The following is a 13,204-nucleotide window of genomic DNA, read 5'->3' as shown; positions in this document are numbered from 1 at the left end:
TCATGTCCTTTTTTGTTGCCTGCTAATGTGCCATCTCTGCTGCTTTAAACGCTGCGAGCCAATCGTTCCAGCCATTCCACCGCCGGCGCGAGAACCGCTTCATCGATATCGAATTCAGGATGGTGGTGGGGTGCGGGCAGGTCACTGCCCACAATCATATACGTGGCAAGTCCACCCTGCTCCTGTACACGTTTGATCATATAACTTGCATCTTCGCTTCCCAGGGCAGCGCCATCCGAGATCGCTTCAGCATGTCTTATTCCGGATATCCCTTCTGCCTTCTTCACGGCAAGCTCCGCAAGTTCCATATCACACCTGATCGGAATAGCTCCGCCTACAATCTCAACGGTAACCCTTAACTCATGCATGGCTGCACTATGCTCCAGAATCTGACGCACACGCCGCTCCAGTTCAAGATTCGTTTCTTCCTTCGTGGAACGCGTCTCAATCACCATGCGAGCGTGCTCGGCAATGATGTTCGCGCCAGTTCCTCCTTCCAAAATGCCCACATTGATGCGTGTATCAGCGGTACTGAATCTTGGCAGGGCATGAATATTAAGCATGGCAGTTGCCGCACCAAGCAGCGCATTCCGCCCTTCTTCAGGTGAAGCTCCCGCATGAGAGGATACCCCGGTAAAGTGTGCTTCCAGCTTCGTCGTTGCCAGGAAACCAGCGGAGGCCCCTTTGACATGACCGGATGATACGTCAGTGCCGAGATGCATGCAGAACAGGCGATCCACCTGATCCAGCATGCCTTTTTCCACCATGGCATATGCACCGCGTACTCCCTCTTCGGCAGGCTGGAACAGCAGACGAACCGTCCCGGCGAATTGTCGGTCGCTTAACCGTTCTGCCAGTGCTAGACCAATGCTGGTATGCCCGTCATGTGCGCATGCGTGCATGATGCCTTCATGTTTCGAGCGGAACTGCCCCGACTGTGGCACGTGCTTGTCCTGCCCGCTTTCACGAATCGGCAGTGCATCCATGTCGAAGCGAAATGCCGTTGTCGGCCCTTCCTGAATTCCATCCAGCTCGGCGACAACAGCGGTAAATCCGCCGCGCATCTGTTCCACGATAGCGGGCTCCGCTCCTTCCTGAAGAGCACGCTGATAGGCACCTTCCAGTACTTCCGGTTTGGGCAGCCCCCGCCGGGACACGTCATCAATGGCATCTTTTCCATACGTCACACGATAGCCTAATGCCGTTAACATCTGTACAACTTTGGTCGCAGTACGAAATTCCGTGAATCCCAATTCGGGATATTGATGCAGCTCTCTTCGAAGCGCAATAATGTCGATCATATCGGTTCCCCTCTCTCAACTCTCTTATTTCCGAATCAGTCGATCTCCTATAATCTGGCGTGAACTCCCGGGCCAAGTGGCAGGTTGAAGACGTACCAGAGAATGACCATGACGACCCAGACGGAGAAGAATGCAATGGAATATGGCAAAATCAAGGAATAATACGTTCCGAGCTTGGCATCCTTACGGTACTCCTGTAAAAATCCGACGAACAAGGGTACAAAAGGCGATACCGGAGCAAGTGGAATGATAACCGAGTCGGATACCCGGAAAATGACTTGAGTGAACGCCGGATGGAATCCAAGCAGCATCATCATCGGGATAAATACAGGAGCCAGAATGGACCAGATCGCAGATCCACTTGCAATAAACATCGTTAGCAACGCAGACAGGAAGATCAGTCCAATCACCACCGGGATGCCATTAATACCCGTTTTTTCAAGCAGATCCGTGATAGTCAGTGCCAGAAACTTACCCATGTTGCTCCAGTTGAACATCGCCACGAATTGGGATAGCGGGAAGACCATCACAATGAAACCTGCCATCGTTTTGATCGGTTCAATCAGCAATTTCGGCAGATCATTCTGGTTCCGAATCACTTTCAGTTTAATGCCGTAAGTTAGTGCTACGGTGAAGAAGAACAGTAAAATGACAGGCACAATCCCTGCAAGAAAAGGCGAACCCATCACACTGCCTGTTTCCGGATTGCGAAGAATGCCATTCGAAGGTACCACCATAAACGCGATGACAGCGATAAAAATAAGGGCGGCAATACCGGCTGCACGCAGTGCCCGGTTTTCTTCAGGTGTTGGAGCTTCCAGCTTGTAAACACGTTCCCCTTCATATTTGCCCAGGCGCGGTTCCAGGAATTTGTCGGTCATAAAACCTGCGACCAGTGTCAGCACAATGACAGAAGCGGACATGAAGTACCAGTTATCCAAGACCGTAACACCCACACTTGGATCTACCGAGGCGGCAATTTCGGTACTGATGCCTGACAGCAATACATCCGTCGTCACAATCAGCATATTTGCGGTGAAACCAGCACCAACGCCGGCAATGGCTGCGATCAATCCGGCAATCGGATGTCTGCCTACAGCGAGAAAAATTAATGCTCCGAGCGGAGGCATGATGACAAGCGCTGCATCTGAAGACACATGACTGAAGAATGCAATGAAAATGACAAGATAGCTGGCATAGCGGGCGGGTACCCGAACAGCCATTTTGCGCATGACCGCTTCCAGAAGACCTACTTTCTCAGCGAGACCAATTCCGAGTACCAGTGCCAGAATCGAAGCAAGTGGTTTAAAATCAGCAAAGTTCTTTACCACATTCGGCAGCAGCCACTGTATTCCCTCTCGGCTCAGCAGGTTTTTGACCTGAACCTTCTCTCCGTCAATCGGGTTATGTGCTGTCGCGTTAAAGAACGACAGTACAAGGGTAGCAAACATCAGGGCGACAATGAGATAGATAAACAATAAAAACGGATTGGGAAGCTTATTCCCCACTTTCTCTACCCAACCAAAAAGTCCTGTACTCTCCTGCCTTTCCGCTTTCACCATGCAAATACCCCCTGACTGTGATATTAACGTACATTTAACGAAAATGTCGTAATTTTAGGACATTATATAATTAACTCCGTACAAAACTCAATACTTATGTTATGTATTTTGACACTAAACATAAAAAATACCGATCTGCATCCCGTTCACATTGTCCACCAGGAGTGGACATGAGAGCTAAGGTTGCAACATCGGTATCCTTATTCCGTCTCTATGTTCGTAAATCTAACGCAGCAGCCGATATCGGTTACTTGGCCGTCCTCTGCGGGTATTCAGCTCATTTCCCGTGATTTCAGCCAGGGAGTATGCCGTAAGACTGCCGAGAATTCGCTGTACGTGCCTGATGGTCATTGATAATCCTGATGCCAGTTCACTGGCCGTAAATTCTTCTCTGCCCATCCGGCGTATGTATGCCTTCAGTTTCTGAAATGTACGAATGCTAACCCCTGCCTTGTTCAACTGTTCGAGCAATTCGGTATCACTTGAATACATCTCATAGGATAATTCCTGATCCTCACCCGCTGCCTCCACAATCGTCCCATCCGTCTCATAGACAATCACACGTCCAGCTTCATCGTCCTTGGCATATTGGATCGCCTTCCGGGCATGACGCTCTGCATCAAATGCAGTTTCACCAAACCCGATCCCGGCAAAGGAAAGCAGATCCGTATCCAGCTCAAGCTGGTGCATCGCCGTATGCAACGAATCCATGTTACGGGCCATTCCACCCCTGGAACCATACATCAGATATCGTCCTGTACCATCCTGGTGAAGGGAACCATCGATTTGTTCACAATGACGCAGGAGGATGCCTTTGATCTTGAGCTCCATATGCTGCAGCTGATACCGTTCCGTCGATTGTTCACCGGCTGCATGCCACCCTTCAATCTCAACCATTAACACGCCAATCTGGCTGTCTTTGAATGCAGAACTGCGAATCTGCTCAATCAGCATTCGTACCGCTTGCACCGTCTCCAGCTTGGTGGAATCAATCTTGAAGACAGGGACCCCTCTCTGAAGTAATCCTTCATATACAGCGTACAGACAGGTAATGGCTGCCTTGGTCTGCCCTTCCTCCCAGTGACGAACGTGGAATTGGATCATGTCTTCGACATCGTAATCGGTGGAAAAAACGTATTTTCGCAGCTGCTCATCCGAGAAATTCAATTCCTCAAGACTGTCCATCAGCCCCCAGCTTTCATTCCCCGTCATATCAATGGAGATTTCCTTCACCGGATTGTCCAGTGTATAAATGGCTTGCAGCATGGCTTTGTACAAGCTGGCCCCGGTAGGCGGGCAGTAGATGGCATGTTCTTTTTCACGCAAGACGTCCTGGGCTGTCAGATAAGGAATGGGACCCGTAAACACCCACCCGTGTACTTTCTCGCGGTTCCTCGTAATAATCTCGCCCGTCTCGCGTGCATGTTCATAGGGATACAACTCAAAATGAGCCTCCAGCTCCTGCCCCTCCACAGCACGCATGGTCCGCTCAATGGACGGCTTCGGTCCTACAATTCCGATTCGGTACATGCACTCACATCCCCTTGTCCAACGCAACATCGTTTAATACAAAAATCATACCGAACTGAGGTTCCGCTGTAAACCTCTTCATCTCAGCCATGGCTTACACCCTCTCATTCCTGATTATGCATCATAATCGTAAATTTTACATTTAGTTAACCCATTCCTTACGTTCGTTTAGCAATTGTTGTATACACTGGTTTTTGGATACCAAACTATACATATCTATTTTAGGAGGATGTATTCATGTTAAACCGGTTCAATGCCCGTGCGGCCAAAATGATGCTCGCGGTTACAACAGTTGTTACAGCTACGCTGGGAGGAAGCAGCGCAGCATGGGCTGCTGACGTCACTGCTGCACCCGCATCATCATCACCGATCAAAAATGTCATTATCCTGATTCCGGACGGTATGGCTAACGATGCCACTGCACTGGCCCGCTGGTACAAAGGGTCCTCCCTGACTCTGGATTCCATGGCAAGCGGTATGGTTCGCACACACTCCGCGGATGCTCCGATTGCGGACTCGGCTCCTGCGGGAACGGCTTTTGCTACAGGTTATAAATCACATACAGGATATGTTGGCGTACTGCCAGACAAGGCAACCATGCCTGGACAGAAGGCTATCGCGCCTGGAGATGCCAAGAAACCCGTTGCATCCGTGTTGGAGGCATCCAAATTGGCAGGCAAGGCAACCGGCATTGTAGCCACCTCCGAGATTATGCACGCTACACCGGCAGACTTCTCTGCCCACTATCCGGATCGCAAAAATTACGACGCACTCAGCAAACAGCAAGTATATAACGGCCTCGATGTTGTTTTGGGCGGCGGAAGTCGCTACCTTGAGCCGGCGGGTCGCAAAGACGGTGAAAATCTGGTCTCTTCTATTAAAGCACTCGGTTACGATTACGTGACCACACCGGCTGCCATGAATGCCTCAAACTCCGGTAAACTGTGGGGAATGTTCGCACCTGCAGGCATGGCTTATGATATGGACCGTGACCCTGCCAAGCAACCAAGCCTTGCTGAAATGACTTCCAAAGCCATTGATGTTCTGTCCAAAGACGAAGACGGTTTCTTCCTCATGGTTGAAGGCAGCAAAGTGGACTGGGCTGCGCATGCCAACGATCCGATCGGAATTATCAGTGACGTGCTGGCATTTGATGATGCCGTAAAAGTAGCCATGGATTTTGCCAAAGCAGATGGAGAGACAGCTGTTGTGGCAGTAACGGACCACGGTAACGGCGGTCTCACGATCGGTAACAATGCAACAACGGGCACCTATGACAAAGAACCATTGTCCACATTTATCGGACCTTTGAAAAAGGCCAAGCTGACAGGTGAAGGCGTGGAAGCGAAGCTGAATGCCAAACGCACCAATATCAAAGCTGTCATGAAACAATACTATGGCATTTCCGACCTGACATCCGAGGAGATCGCTACCATTAAGGCAGCCGAGCCAGGCAGCCTGAACTACGCCATCGGACCAATGATCAGCAAACGCGCAGGCATTGGCTGGACAACTGGTGGTCACACAGGCGGAGACGTTGTGCTCTACACGTATGCTCCGAACAATGACCGTCCATTCGGCGTAATCGACAATACGGATGTGGCTAAATATATGGCGCGCGTATTGAATCTAGAGCTGGATAGCGTGAGCAAACAGCTGTTTGTTCCTGCCAAACAAGCATTCACAGCCAAAGGCGCTACGTACAAGCTGGATCTGACAGATGCCAAAAATCCTAAGATTCTGGTTACCAAAGGCAGCACTAAAGTAGAACTGCAAATCTACAAAAATATTGCGCTGGTTAACGGCAAAAAGACTGCGCTGGAAGGCGTAATCGTGTATAACGGGGTAGATGCTTTTGTACCACAGGGTGCAGTGGATCTGATTCAGTAAGTTTGAAAGATGGTCTGCGCTTATAAACCAAACACACATAATGGGAAAGCGTAGCGGTTTATAAAGTTTCAACCGGAATTATATCATTGGGCTGCCGAATATTTCGGCAGCTATTTTTGTTGTTCACAGACAAGGATGGGTACACCCTCCTTGCTTGTCGTATAATGGACGTAACATTGATATATAGGAGACAAAAAGGAGAGATTCACCCATGTTGATCAAATTAAACTGGATCACGCTTCGGGTGCGCAATCTGGAAGCCTCGCTTGGGTTCTACCACGGCATGCTCGGGCTTCCAATCCAGCGTCAATTCGAAAGTCGTGGGCGGCAAATTGCCATGCTGGGCACAGAAAATGAAACCATGCTGGAGCTGATTGAGGGAAGTGAATCCATCCTCAAAAAAGAATCTGGCGTGTCCATCGGCTACGAGGTGAGTTCACTGGAAGAAGCCATGGAACGACTGGCAGCACTGAATATTCCCATTGTTCGCGGGCCTGTTCAGCCGAATCCACATCTACGCTTCCTCTACATTGCCGACCCGGACGGCTTCGAGGTACAGCTCGCCGAACATGCATGATCTGGTGTGACACGGTGCATCAGCGCCTATAACTTGGTACCTTTTTATCTACGCCCAATCAAGACCGTAACGAACCGAACACTAAGCTAGTGACTATTGGATAAGGAGTTGAGCAAGGAATGGGGAAAAACGTGGAACAGCACCCATCGGTCAAACCCCGTCGCAAAATAGGATGGTTCGCAGCAATCGCTGCCGTTCCTCTGCTTGTATGTGGAATGTATGCCGGGTTTACCACTGGCACCTGGGGAAATGGCTATGCATCGGCACCTGCTCAATCGACGAGGGAAACAATCGTTTTTCCAGGAACAGATGGAAGTCAGATTGTATTGCCTCTGCAGTTGACGGAAGCAGATCTCAGCGTGGACAGTGATCGAAGTTATATCAGATCTGCACCTCCCCGAGTTCCGGAGATGAGTTACGAACTCTCACCGGATCTTAAAGACAAGCTGCAAGCTGTACTGGTGTATAGATCAGACATGCCAGGCGGCTACCTATTATTAGCTCCAGCAGGCTGGGAAGCTTCGGGAAGCGTAGGGGCGAACGGTTCATATGGACTCACACTGATGAATCCGGATAATACAGAAGAGAATCTGCATTATTCGGATAACGCCTGGGCCTGTCAAGGCTGTGCCATAAACAACATTGGAACATATTTTCCCGATCAGGCCGACTGGGCAGATGAACAGGGCTTCACTGTTTATGAACCTATGTCTTTTGACGAATGGAATAATGTCGGAACGGAGGGAGAGAATCACCGAACAGCATCATATGTGACGACATTGAAAGGCGGTTTTTACCAGGAAGGTGTCGTTTATTACGACGAAGACAGCAATGATTATGTATTCCGGCTGCTGGAATTCAACCTAGCTCAAGTTCCCTCTACCCGAGACGAGGTAATTCAGTCCTCTTTGCATTTTTTCCAGTCCCATCATGGACCGCTGAATATGGAGACAGATTAGGCGCTCGCCTAGAATCACATTATTTACTAATATACAAAAAAAGAGCATCTCTAGTTGAGCCCAGAACATGCTCTTGTTTTGTATTCACAATTCATTTGTGGAACGCTGTTGGACACTTCACGCTTAGCAGCTCGGCAAGCTGGCGATAACCTGGTCCATCCTCGCTTTGGTTCACTTCATCTTCGTCCATCTCCAGCCAATAATCGGCATCCAGCAGCTCTGCCATGTCCAGCATCGTGATCTCGGCACAGGCAGGATGTTCACAAACAGCCAGCATAGGCTCGGGACTGTCATCCCAGTTATACCCGTTCACGACAGCATGCAGAAGTACAGCTGAGTCCAGCTCACGGATCTTCGCGGCTGCCCTCTCTGAAGCTTCCTCGTACAAAATTTCATCCACGATGGCTTGTTCCGCCTGAGTCAGCCGAAGTCTTACCGAGCCCGCGGTACCGAGCAGCATATCTGCAATGTCCGGGTCCCTCCTAGCAGCGTTCCAGGCCGTTGCCTGAATTCCATATGCAGAATCCAGCTTCACCCCATATTCAAGCAACAGCTGGATAGCTTCGATCTGCTTGAACTTCACAGCTTTTTTTAGAGCGGTATCGCCGAGTTTGTCCTCCGCTTCCAAGTCTGCTTGCTGTTCCAACAGACATTTAATGGCCTCAGCTGGCATGCGATGCGTCAAGAAAAGCATAAGCGGTGTACGTCCTCGTTCATCTCGCTCATTGATATCCAGGCTATGTATAGCTGCGCAAACTTGTTCCACATCTTTGGACTTACTGATTTCAATCCAATTCATTTACTATACTCCTCCTTGCACTTCACACTCTACATTACACTGTAAAGGAGATATTCATGGGGTTCAAGTCACCACTTGGCAGCAAAAAAGCCCACCCGACGATGAACGTACGTACGGGCGGGCTCTACATTTTCTACTAAAAGGTATCCTACCTCTAAGCTGACAGCGTATCGATCGGTGCCACACTTGGTGAAGGACGATCAGCAGCCTTCTCTTCAGTGACAGAAGAGGACATCTGATGATCCGACACCAGCTCATTTAGGTTCAGAATCAGTTGCTCCAGCTCACCGAAGCTGTCCACCATCTTCTGAGTCAGGTTGCGCTGCTCCTCCATACTGGCAAGAATCTCTTCCGTAGCGGCACTGGATTGCTGAGTCACACTTGAAATCTCGGAAACCTCATTCACGACTTTGGTGGAGGATTCCTTCATCGTGGCGGAACTGCTCTCAATATCCATAGCCTGATTCAGCACTTCCTGGGAATTGCTATTAATCGTACGGAACACAACTTCTGCAGTCTGCACGCTATCTCTTCCTTCCTGAAGAGCAAGGCGAATGCGTTCGAAGCGATCCGTCAGTGCCTGTGTTTGCCCTTTTAACCGGGTCAAAATGGTGCCAATCTCACTTGCTGACTGACCAGAGTGCTCTGCCAGCTTGCGAACTTCCTCCGAGACCACGGCAAATCCGCGTCCATGTTCGCCTGCACGAGCGGCTTCGATCGCAGCATTGAGTGCAAGCAAGTTGGTCTGGTTCGCAATATCCGAGATACTGTTCAACATCAGGGACATTGCTTCACTTTCCTCATTGAACTTTCTCATATCGGAAGCCGTGGTATCAATCGTCTCATAGAGTTCCTGCATCTGCACATTCAGATGGTCCATCTGTGCACTTCCCGTTTCCGTACTGGATGCCATACTGGCGGACAGTTCTTTCATTTGAGACGAATAGGAAGCAACATCACGGATATGATGATCCGACAAGGAGAGAGATTCCGAAATTTCTGCTACGCTGGTCGCCTGGAACTCAACGCCTTTGGCCACTTCACTGAATCCGAGCGTCACTTCATGCGTGATGGACCCGGTCGCGTCCACCTTCTGTTTCAGTTGATCCGTATAAAGAGACAGACCTTCCACCGAAGCTTTGACACGTTCCATCATCGTCTCTACTCTGTGTTTGGATTGCTCTACTTCCTGCCAGCGGACTTCGCTGTCCAGGAAAAGTCTTTGATTCAAATGGGAGACTAACATCAGGATTGCTCCAGTAAGAGCGAACAGTCCAACGTTAACGATATTCTCTATAAGTTCATCAGCATGAGCTGTGTTTATAACAAATAGCTGGAGCACACTGTGGGCTAGTAAGACAAAAAAACCAATCATAAAAAACTTCTTGTTCGGAATGAGCAGCAAAACAGCGGTTATTACCAGACTCATCGTAAGGTTAACCGTACCCCAACCGACATAGACCCCACATAAGGTAATCAAAATGGTAAACAGCCAAGGAATTAAATGAATATGTTTTCTTTTCACATTAGCGTATGTAACCCAGGCTGCAAACAAAATGGCAATCCCATTGGAAACAAGCAGCTTGGGGAGCATGAAGCTCAGACTCACACCAATCGCAAGAATAATCCACAAAATGATACTGATCAGCTTGTTCCTTTTCCAAATAATTTCATCATACCGATTCATCCGTTCCCCGTCCTTTATCTAGGTAAATGTGGTGTTGTAGGGCAACTCTGTACTACATTCCATTGGTCTATGGTCCTGCTTATACGCAATCCGCAAATCCCCCGCGCTGTAGCATAGTACAAATTAACTTCATAAACATGAAATAAGCGCTACATTATGTATATCGGTATTCTAAATTTAAAATTTATATACTACAGCAAAATAATAGGCTTCCATATCAATCGAGAGATAAACCAAAAAGCCTGCCTCGTACGCTGTTACGTACAGGCAGGCCAATTAGGTTGATTCCGCTGAATCCTGATGCAACAAACCAGTCTATTTGATTTTCAACTCGATCATATCGCGTTCTGCTTCCTGAAGATCATCATACACTTTGCCCGGTGCAAGCAGCTTTAACACCAACGATTGTGGATTATCAAGCAGGTTGCTGCTGAACGAGTGGATCATGCCGTCTTCGGTGCCAATTCCTCCTACCGAGGATAACTCTAACTGCTTACCATCCTTGGTTGTAGAAACAATTTTAATAGGGTTAACTACATCGTAGATGGAAAGTTTGGTTTCGTAATCAATCTTTTTGCCAGGTTCATAAATGAATCTGACACGAGTCACAAGAGGGGATAATTCTACTTCAGATAACATAACCTCATATCCACCAACTGTGAATAGCTTATTCAGTTCTAAGACTTCTGTCTGTGGAATCGAGAATTTAGGGTCCAGATTGAAAGTGACGTTCATTTTTTTTGAAAATTGATATTTCCGTTCCTTTTTGACTGCATCTGAATCAGTCCCTTGGTTCGGAACAACTGATGAAATCTGTACATTCATCATGACTTGTTCAGGCAAGGGCTGATTTTTTTGAAACTCTATGGCGCTTTGACCATAAATGGTGTGCTCATCTTCTGAATGATGCACCCCTCTAATATTTCCGTCGCCCAATACATTATTCGTTACCGCGTTTGTCATCTTGGTATTCACAACCGAATAGACTTCTTGAGTATCGTCTGTCTTGGCTGTATATAACACAATTAACTTGTTCTCATCTGCCATTACTGCATTAACGGTAAATTGATATATTCCCGATTTCACCGTACGGTCGACAAGTTGAACATAGCCATTATTCATTGCAGATTCGATCGTACTCCCGCTAACGTCCGTCTCAGCCAGTTTTCGAAAAGGCTCCAGCACTCCCCAGTCCTGAATGGGTTCAACAGCTGTTGTCTGGGGGATAATAATCCCTCGGTATGGCCCAAGTAGGAAACACGCGGCAGCAATTGCCGTTATGAGCACAGCAGTGACCCATTTTATCGGGAGACCGCTTGTCGTTCGCCTCGCTCTTGCTTTTGCAAGCCCTCGCTGGATGGCAAACGCCGTATCTGCCGGGTTCAAATGCTGTTTCTCCATTTCAACCTGATAGGCGTCTGCGAGCAGTGCTTTTTCCTCCTGGCTAATTTTCATGCCAATCCCCCCTGTTCTTCATCAGCTTGCGTAATTGCTCCAGCCCCTTGTGCTGCCAGGTTTTGATGGTGCCTTCGGGTTTCCCGAGGATCAAGGCAATGTCACTCAGTGTCATGTCGTTATAATATTTCAGCAGTAATACATGGCGGTATTTCGGTTTTATCTTCTGCAAAAATCCCCACATGACAATCCGGTTATCATCCTGGCCTGCAACTGCGACCTCTGCAAACACATCCTCCAAACCGTCATTAGCCAGCGGTGTGGTTCGCTTGCGGCGTCTCTGTTCATCAATACAGACATAGATCAGAATACGAATGATCCAGGATTTGAACGCTTTTTCATTTTTTAAACTCCGACGCTTCGTCCAGGCCCGGCATGTCATCTCCTGCACAGCTTCCAGAGCATCATGACGATTGCGGAGATAGCTGTAGGCAATGGAAATCAGCGTATCTTGATGCTCCATGATGGACTGAACAAACACCGTCTCATCTTCGGTTTGCACGAATATCATCTTCTTCATTTCGGCTTTGGTCTCCACCCCGGTTCCCTCCTTCTCTCTCTTTCTGTGGTATAAGACGGGTAACTGCACCAAACGGTTTTATTATTTTCCCACATACCAATGAACCCACTTGCAAAACAGAGTAAACACGCCCAATAAGGCTCAAGGCTGTCTGGAGATATTTTGAGTTAAACGATAAAAAGAATGACCCCTGTTTAAGACAGAGATCATTCATTAATCCGTACTGTTCTTTATTAAAATGTGCTTTATAGATCATCGTACGTTTTTTATAAACCCTATTTATTTATGTAAAGTCGAATCAGTTATTTTCACTCACGTTAAATGGTTATCACTGATTTACATGAGTTACAACGGGGTCCCTAGAAAGCTTAGTTATTCTCAATGAGTACTATTGTGGAATCCAGATTTCCCCTAACGATAAATTCAATTGGTGCTCATTAATGACAACGGTGTGATTATTGCTCCATTGCAAATGGACTTGATCTGCTTTTCGCTCTGAATAGACCACTTTTCGAAACCAAAGCGGTCCCACTAATTCCCCCACAACGCCGAATGTCCCCATTGCACCCGCATCCGTTTTATAGAATTTCAATGTATAATGCTGATCTGGCGAATGTGTCGTCGTGAGTAATACTTTTGATCCGGAGAACATCGCAGTAAATGATGCAACAACAAGTAGCAGGAAAATGAGGACTGAAGAGAAGATCACCGAGATCCAGCTTCTTAGCTTCGCAAAGTTGTTCGATCGATCTTGAAAACCAAGTATAGCTAGCGCAAGAACGAATATAGAAAAAACGAGCAGCACATAGGCAGGCGGAGCGATCAACCATTGATTATTCATATTGGCATATAATGAGTAAAACGAAATGAAATATAAAATGAGCACGAGCAATAATGCAATCCTGTTCATTTTTTTTACCATCA

11 protein-coding genes are annotated in these 13,204 nt (G+C 47.8%); 3 read left to right on the top strand and 8 right to left on the bottom strand.

Features of this window, described 5'->3' with window-relative positions; genetic code table 11:
- Positions 1 to 44: 44 nt before the first annotated feature.
- The 3 genes from ABIC22_RS17005 to ABIC22_RS16995 form a co-directional block, all read right to left on the bottom strand.
- On the bottom strand, positions 45 to 1,301 hold the full coding sequence (locus ABIC22_RS17005) for an amidohydrolase (protein ID WP_354482488.1): 1,257 nt from the start codon (positions 1,299 to 1,301) through the stop codon (positions 45 to 47).
- A gap of 47 nt (positions 1,302 to 1,348) precedes the next feature.
- On the bottom strand, positions 1,349 to 2,863 hold the full coding sequence (locus tag ABIC22_RS17000; RefSeq protein WP_354482485.1) for an AbgT family transporter: 1,515 nt from the start codon (positions 2,861 to 2,863) through the stop codon (positions 1,349 to 1,351).
- A 225-nt stretch (positions 2,864 to 3,088) separates the two neighbouring features.
- The gene (locus ABIC22_RS16995; protein WP_354482482.1) at positions 3,089 to 4,393 is read right to left on the bottom strand and encodes a hypothetical protein; all 1,305 of its coding nucleotides are present in this window, start codon (positions 4,391 to 4,393) and stop codon (positions 3,089 to 3,091) included.
- Between the two features lie 237 nt (positions 4,394 to 4,630).
- On the opposite strand from ABIC22_RS16995, the gene ABIC22_RS16990 reads away from it, so the two are divergent.
- From ABIC22_RS16990 to ABIC22_RS16980, 3 genes are all read left to right on the top strand, one after another.
- Positions 4,631 to 6,283 (top strand): alkaline phosphatase, encoded by a 1,653-nt coding sequence (locus tag ABIC22_RS16990; protein WP_354482479.1) that lies wholly within the window; start codon positions 4,631 to 4,633, stop codon positions 6,281 to 6,283.
- A 211-nt stretch (positions 6,284 to 6,494) separates the two neighbouring features.
- Complete coding sequence (locus tag ABIC22_RS16985) at positions 6,495 to 6,860, top strand: VOC family protein (RefSeq protein WP_154896214.1); 366 nt, start codon at positions 6,495 to 6,497, stop codon at positions 6,858 to 6,860.
- Positions 6,861 to 6,979: 119 nt separating this feature from the next.
- The gene (locus tag ABIC22_RS16980) at positions 6,980 to 7,819 is read left to right on the top strand and encodes a DUF4850 domain-containing protein (RefSeq protein WP_354482476.1); all 840 of its coding nucleotides are present in this window, start codon (positions 6,980 to 6,982) and stop codon (positions 7,817 to 7,819) included.
- Positions 7,820 to 7,910: 91 nt separating this feature from the next.
- Here the strand turns inward: ABIC22_RS16980 and ABIC22_RS16975 are convergent, their stop codons facing one another.
- The 5 genes from ABIC22_RS16975 to ABIC22_RS16955 all read right to left on the bottom strand — a co-directional run bounded on the left by ABIC22_RS16975 (position 7,911) and on the right by ABIC22_RS16955 (position 13,202).
- A complete protein-coding gene (locus ABIC22_RS16975; protein ID WP_354482473.1) occupies positions 7,911 to 8,618 on the bottom strand; it encodes a DUF4274 domain-containing protein in 708 nt (235 codons plus the stop codon).
- A gap of 154 nt (positions 8,619 to 8,772) precedes the next feature.
- Entirely contained in the window at positions 8,773 to 10,305 is a 1,533-nt protein-coding gene (locus tag ABIC22_RS16970; protein WP_354482470.1) for a methyl-accepting chemotaxis protein, read from the bottom strand.
- A 315-nt stretch (positions 10,306 to 10,620) separates the two neighbouring features.
- On the bottom strand, positions 10,621 to 11,760 hold the full coding sequence (locus tag ABIC22_RS16965; protein WP_354482467.1) for a DUF4179 domain-containing protein: 1,140 nt from the start codon (positions 11,758 to 11,760) through the stop codon (positions 10,621 to 10,623).
- Positions 11,750 to 12,298: an RNA polymerase sigma factor gene (locus tag ABIC22_RS16960; protein WP_354482464.1), complete on the bottom strand. Its 549-nt coding sequence runs from the start codon at positions 12,296 to 12,298 to the stop codon at positions 11,750 to 11,752. The genes ABIC22_RS16965 and ABIC22_RS16960 overlap by 11 nt, the downstream gene beginning before the upstream one ends.
- 370 nt (positions 12,299 to 12,668) lie before the next feature.
- Complete coding sequence (locus ABIC22_RS16955; RefSeq protein ID WP_354482461.1) at positions 12,669 to 13,202, bottom strand: DUF5412 family protein; 534 nt, start codon at positions 13,200 to 13,202, stop codon at positions 12,669 to 12,671.
- Positions 13,203 to 13,204 lie beyond the last annotated feature (2 nt).

The organism is Paenibacillus sp. PvP094 (genome assembly GCF_040546835.1).
In the GTDB taxonomy this organism is placed as follows: domain Bacteria; phylum Bacillota; class Bacilli; order Paenibacillales; family Paenibacillaceae; genus Paenibacillus; species Paenibacillus illinoisensis.
This window is presented reverse-complemented; position numbering and strand designations above follow the sequence as displayed.

What these genes read in the sequence shown, in the direction of transcription:
- ABIC22_RS17005 (WP_354482488.1), bottom strand. Translation starts at nt 1,301, where the DNA reads ATGATCGACATTATTGCGCTTCGAAGAGAGCTGCATCAATATCCCGAA.
- ABIC22_RS16985 (WP_154896214.1), top strand. Translation starts at nt 6,495, where the DNA reads ATGTTGATCAAATTAAACTGGATCACGCTTCGGGTGCGCAATCTGGAA.
- ABIC22_RS16955 (WP_354482461.1), bottom strand. Translation starts at nt 13,202, where the DNA reads ATGGTAAAAAAAATGAACAGGATTGCATTATTGCTCGTGCTCATTTTA.
- ABIC22_RS16995 (WP_354482482.1), bottom strand. Translation starts at nt 4,393, where the DNA reads ATGTACCGAATCGGAATTGTAGGACCGAAGCCGTCCATTGAGCGGACC.
- ABIC22_RS16990 (WP_354482479.1), top strand. Translation starts at nt 4,631, where the DNA reads ATGTTAAACCGGTTCAATGCCCGTGCGGCCAAAATGATGCTCGCGGTT.
- ABIC22_RS17000 (WP_354482485.1), bottom strand. Translation starts at nt 2,863, where the DNA reads ATGGTGAAAGCGGAAAGGCAGGAGAGTACAGGACTTTTTGGTTGGGTA.
- ABIC22_RS16980 (WP_354482476.1), top strand. Translation starts at nt 6,980, where the DNA reads ATGGGGAAAAACGTGGAACAGCACCCATCGGTCAAACCCCGTCGCAAA.
- ABIC22_RS16975 (WP_354482473.1), bottom strand. Translation starts at nt 8,618, where the DNA reads ATGAATTGGATTGAAATCAGTAAGTCCAAAGATGTGGAACAAGTTTGC.
- ABIC22_RS16970 (WP_354482470.1), bottom strand. Translation starts at nt 10,305, where the DNA reads ATGAATCGGTATGATGAAATTATTTGGAAAAGGAACAAGCTGATCAGT.
- ABIC22_RS16965 (WP_354482467.1), bottom strand. Translation starts at nt 11,760, where the DNA reads ATGAAAATTAGCCAGGAGGAAAAAGCACTGCTCGCAGACGCCTATCAG.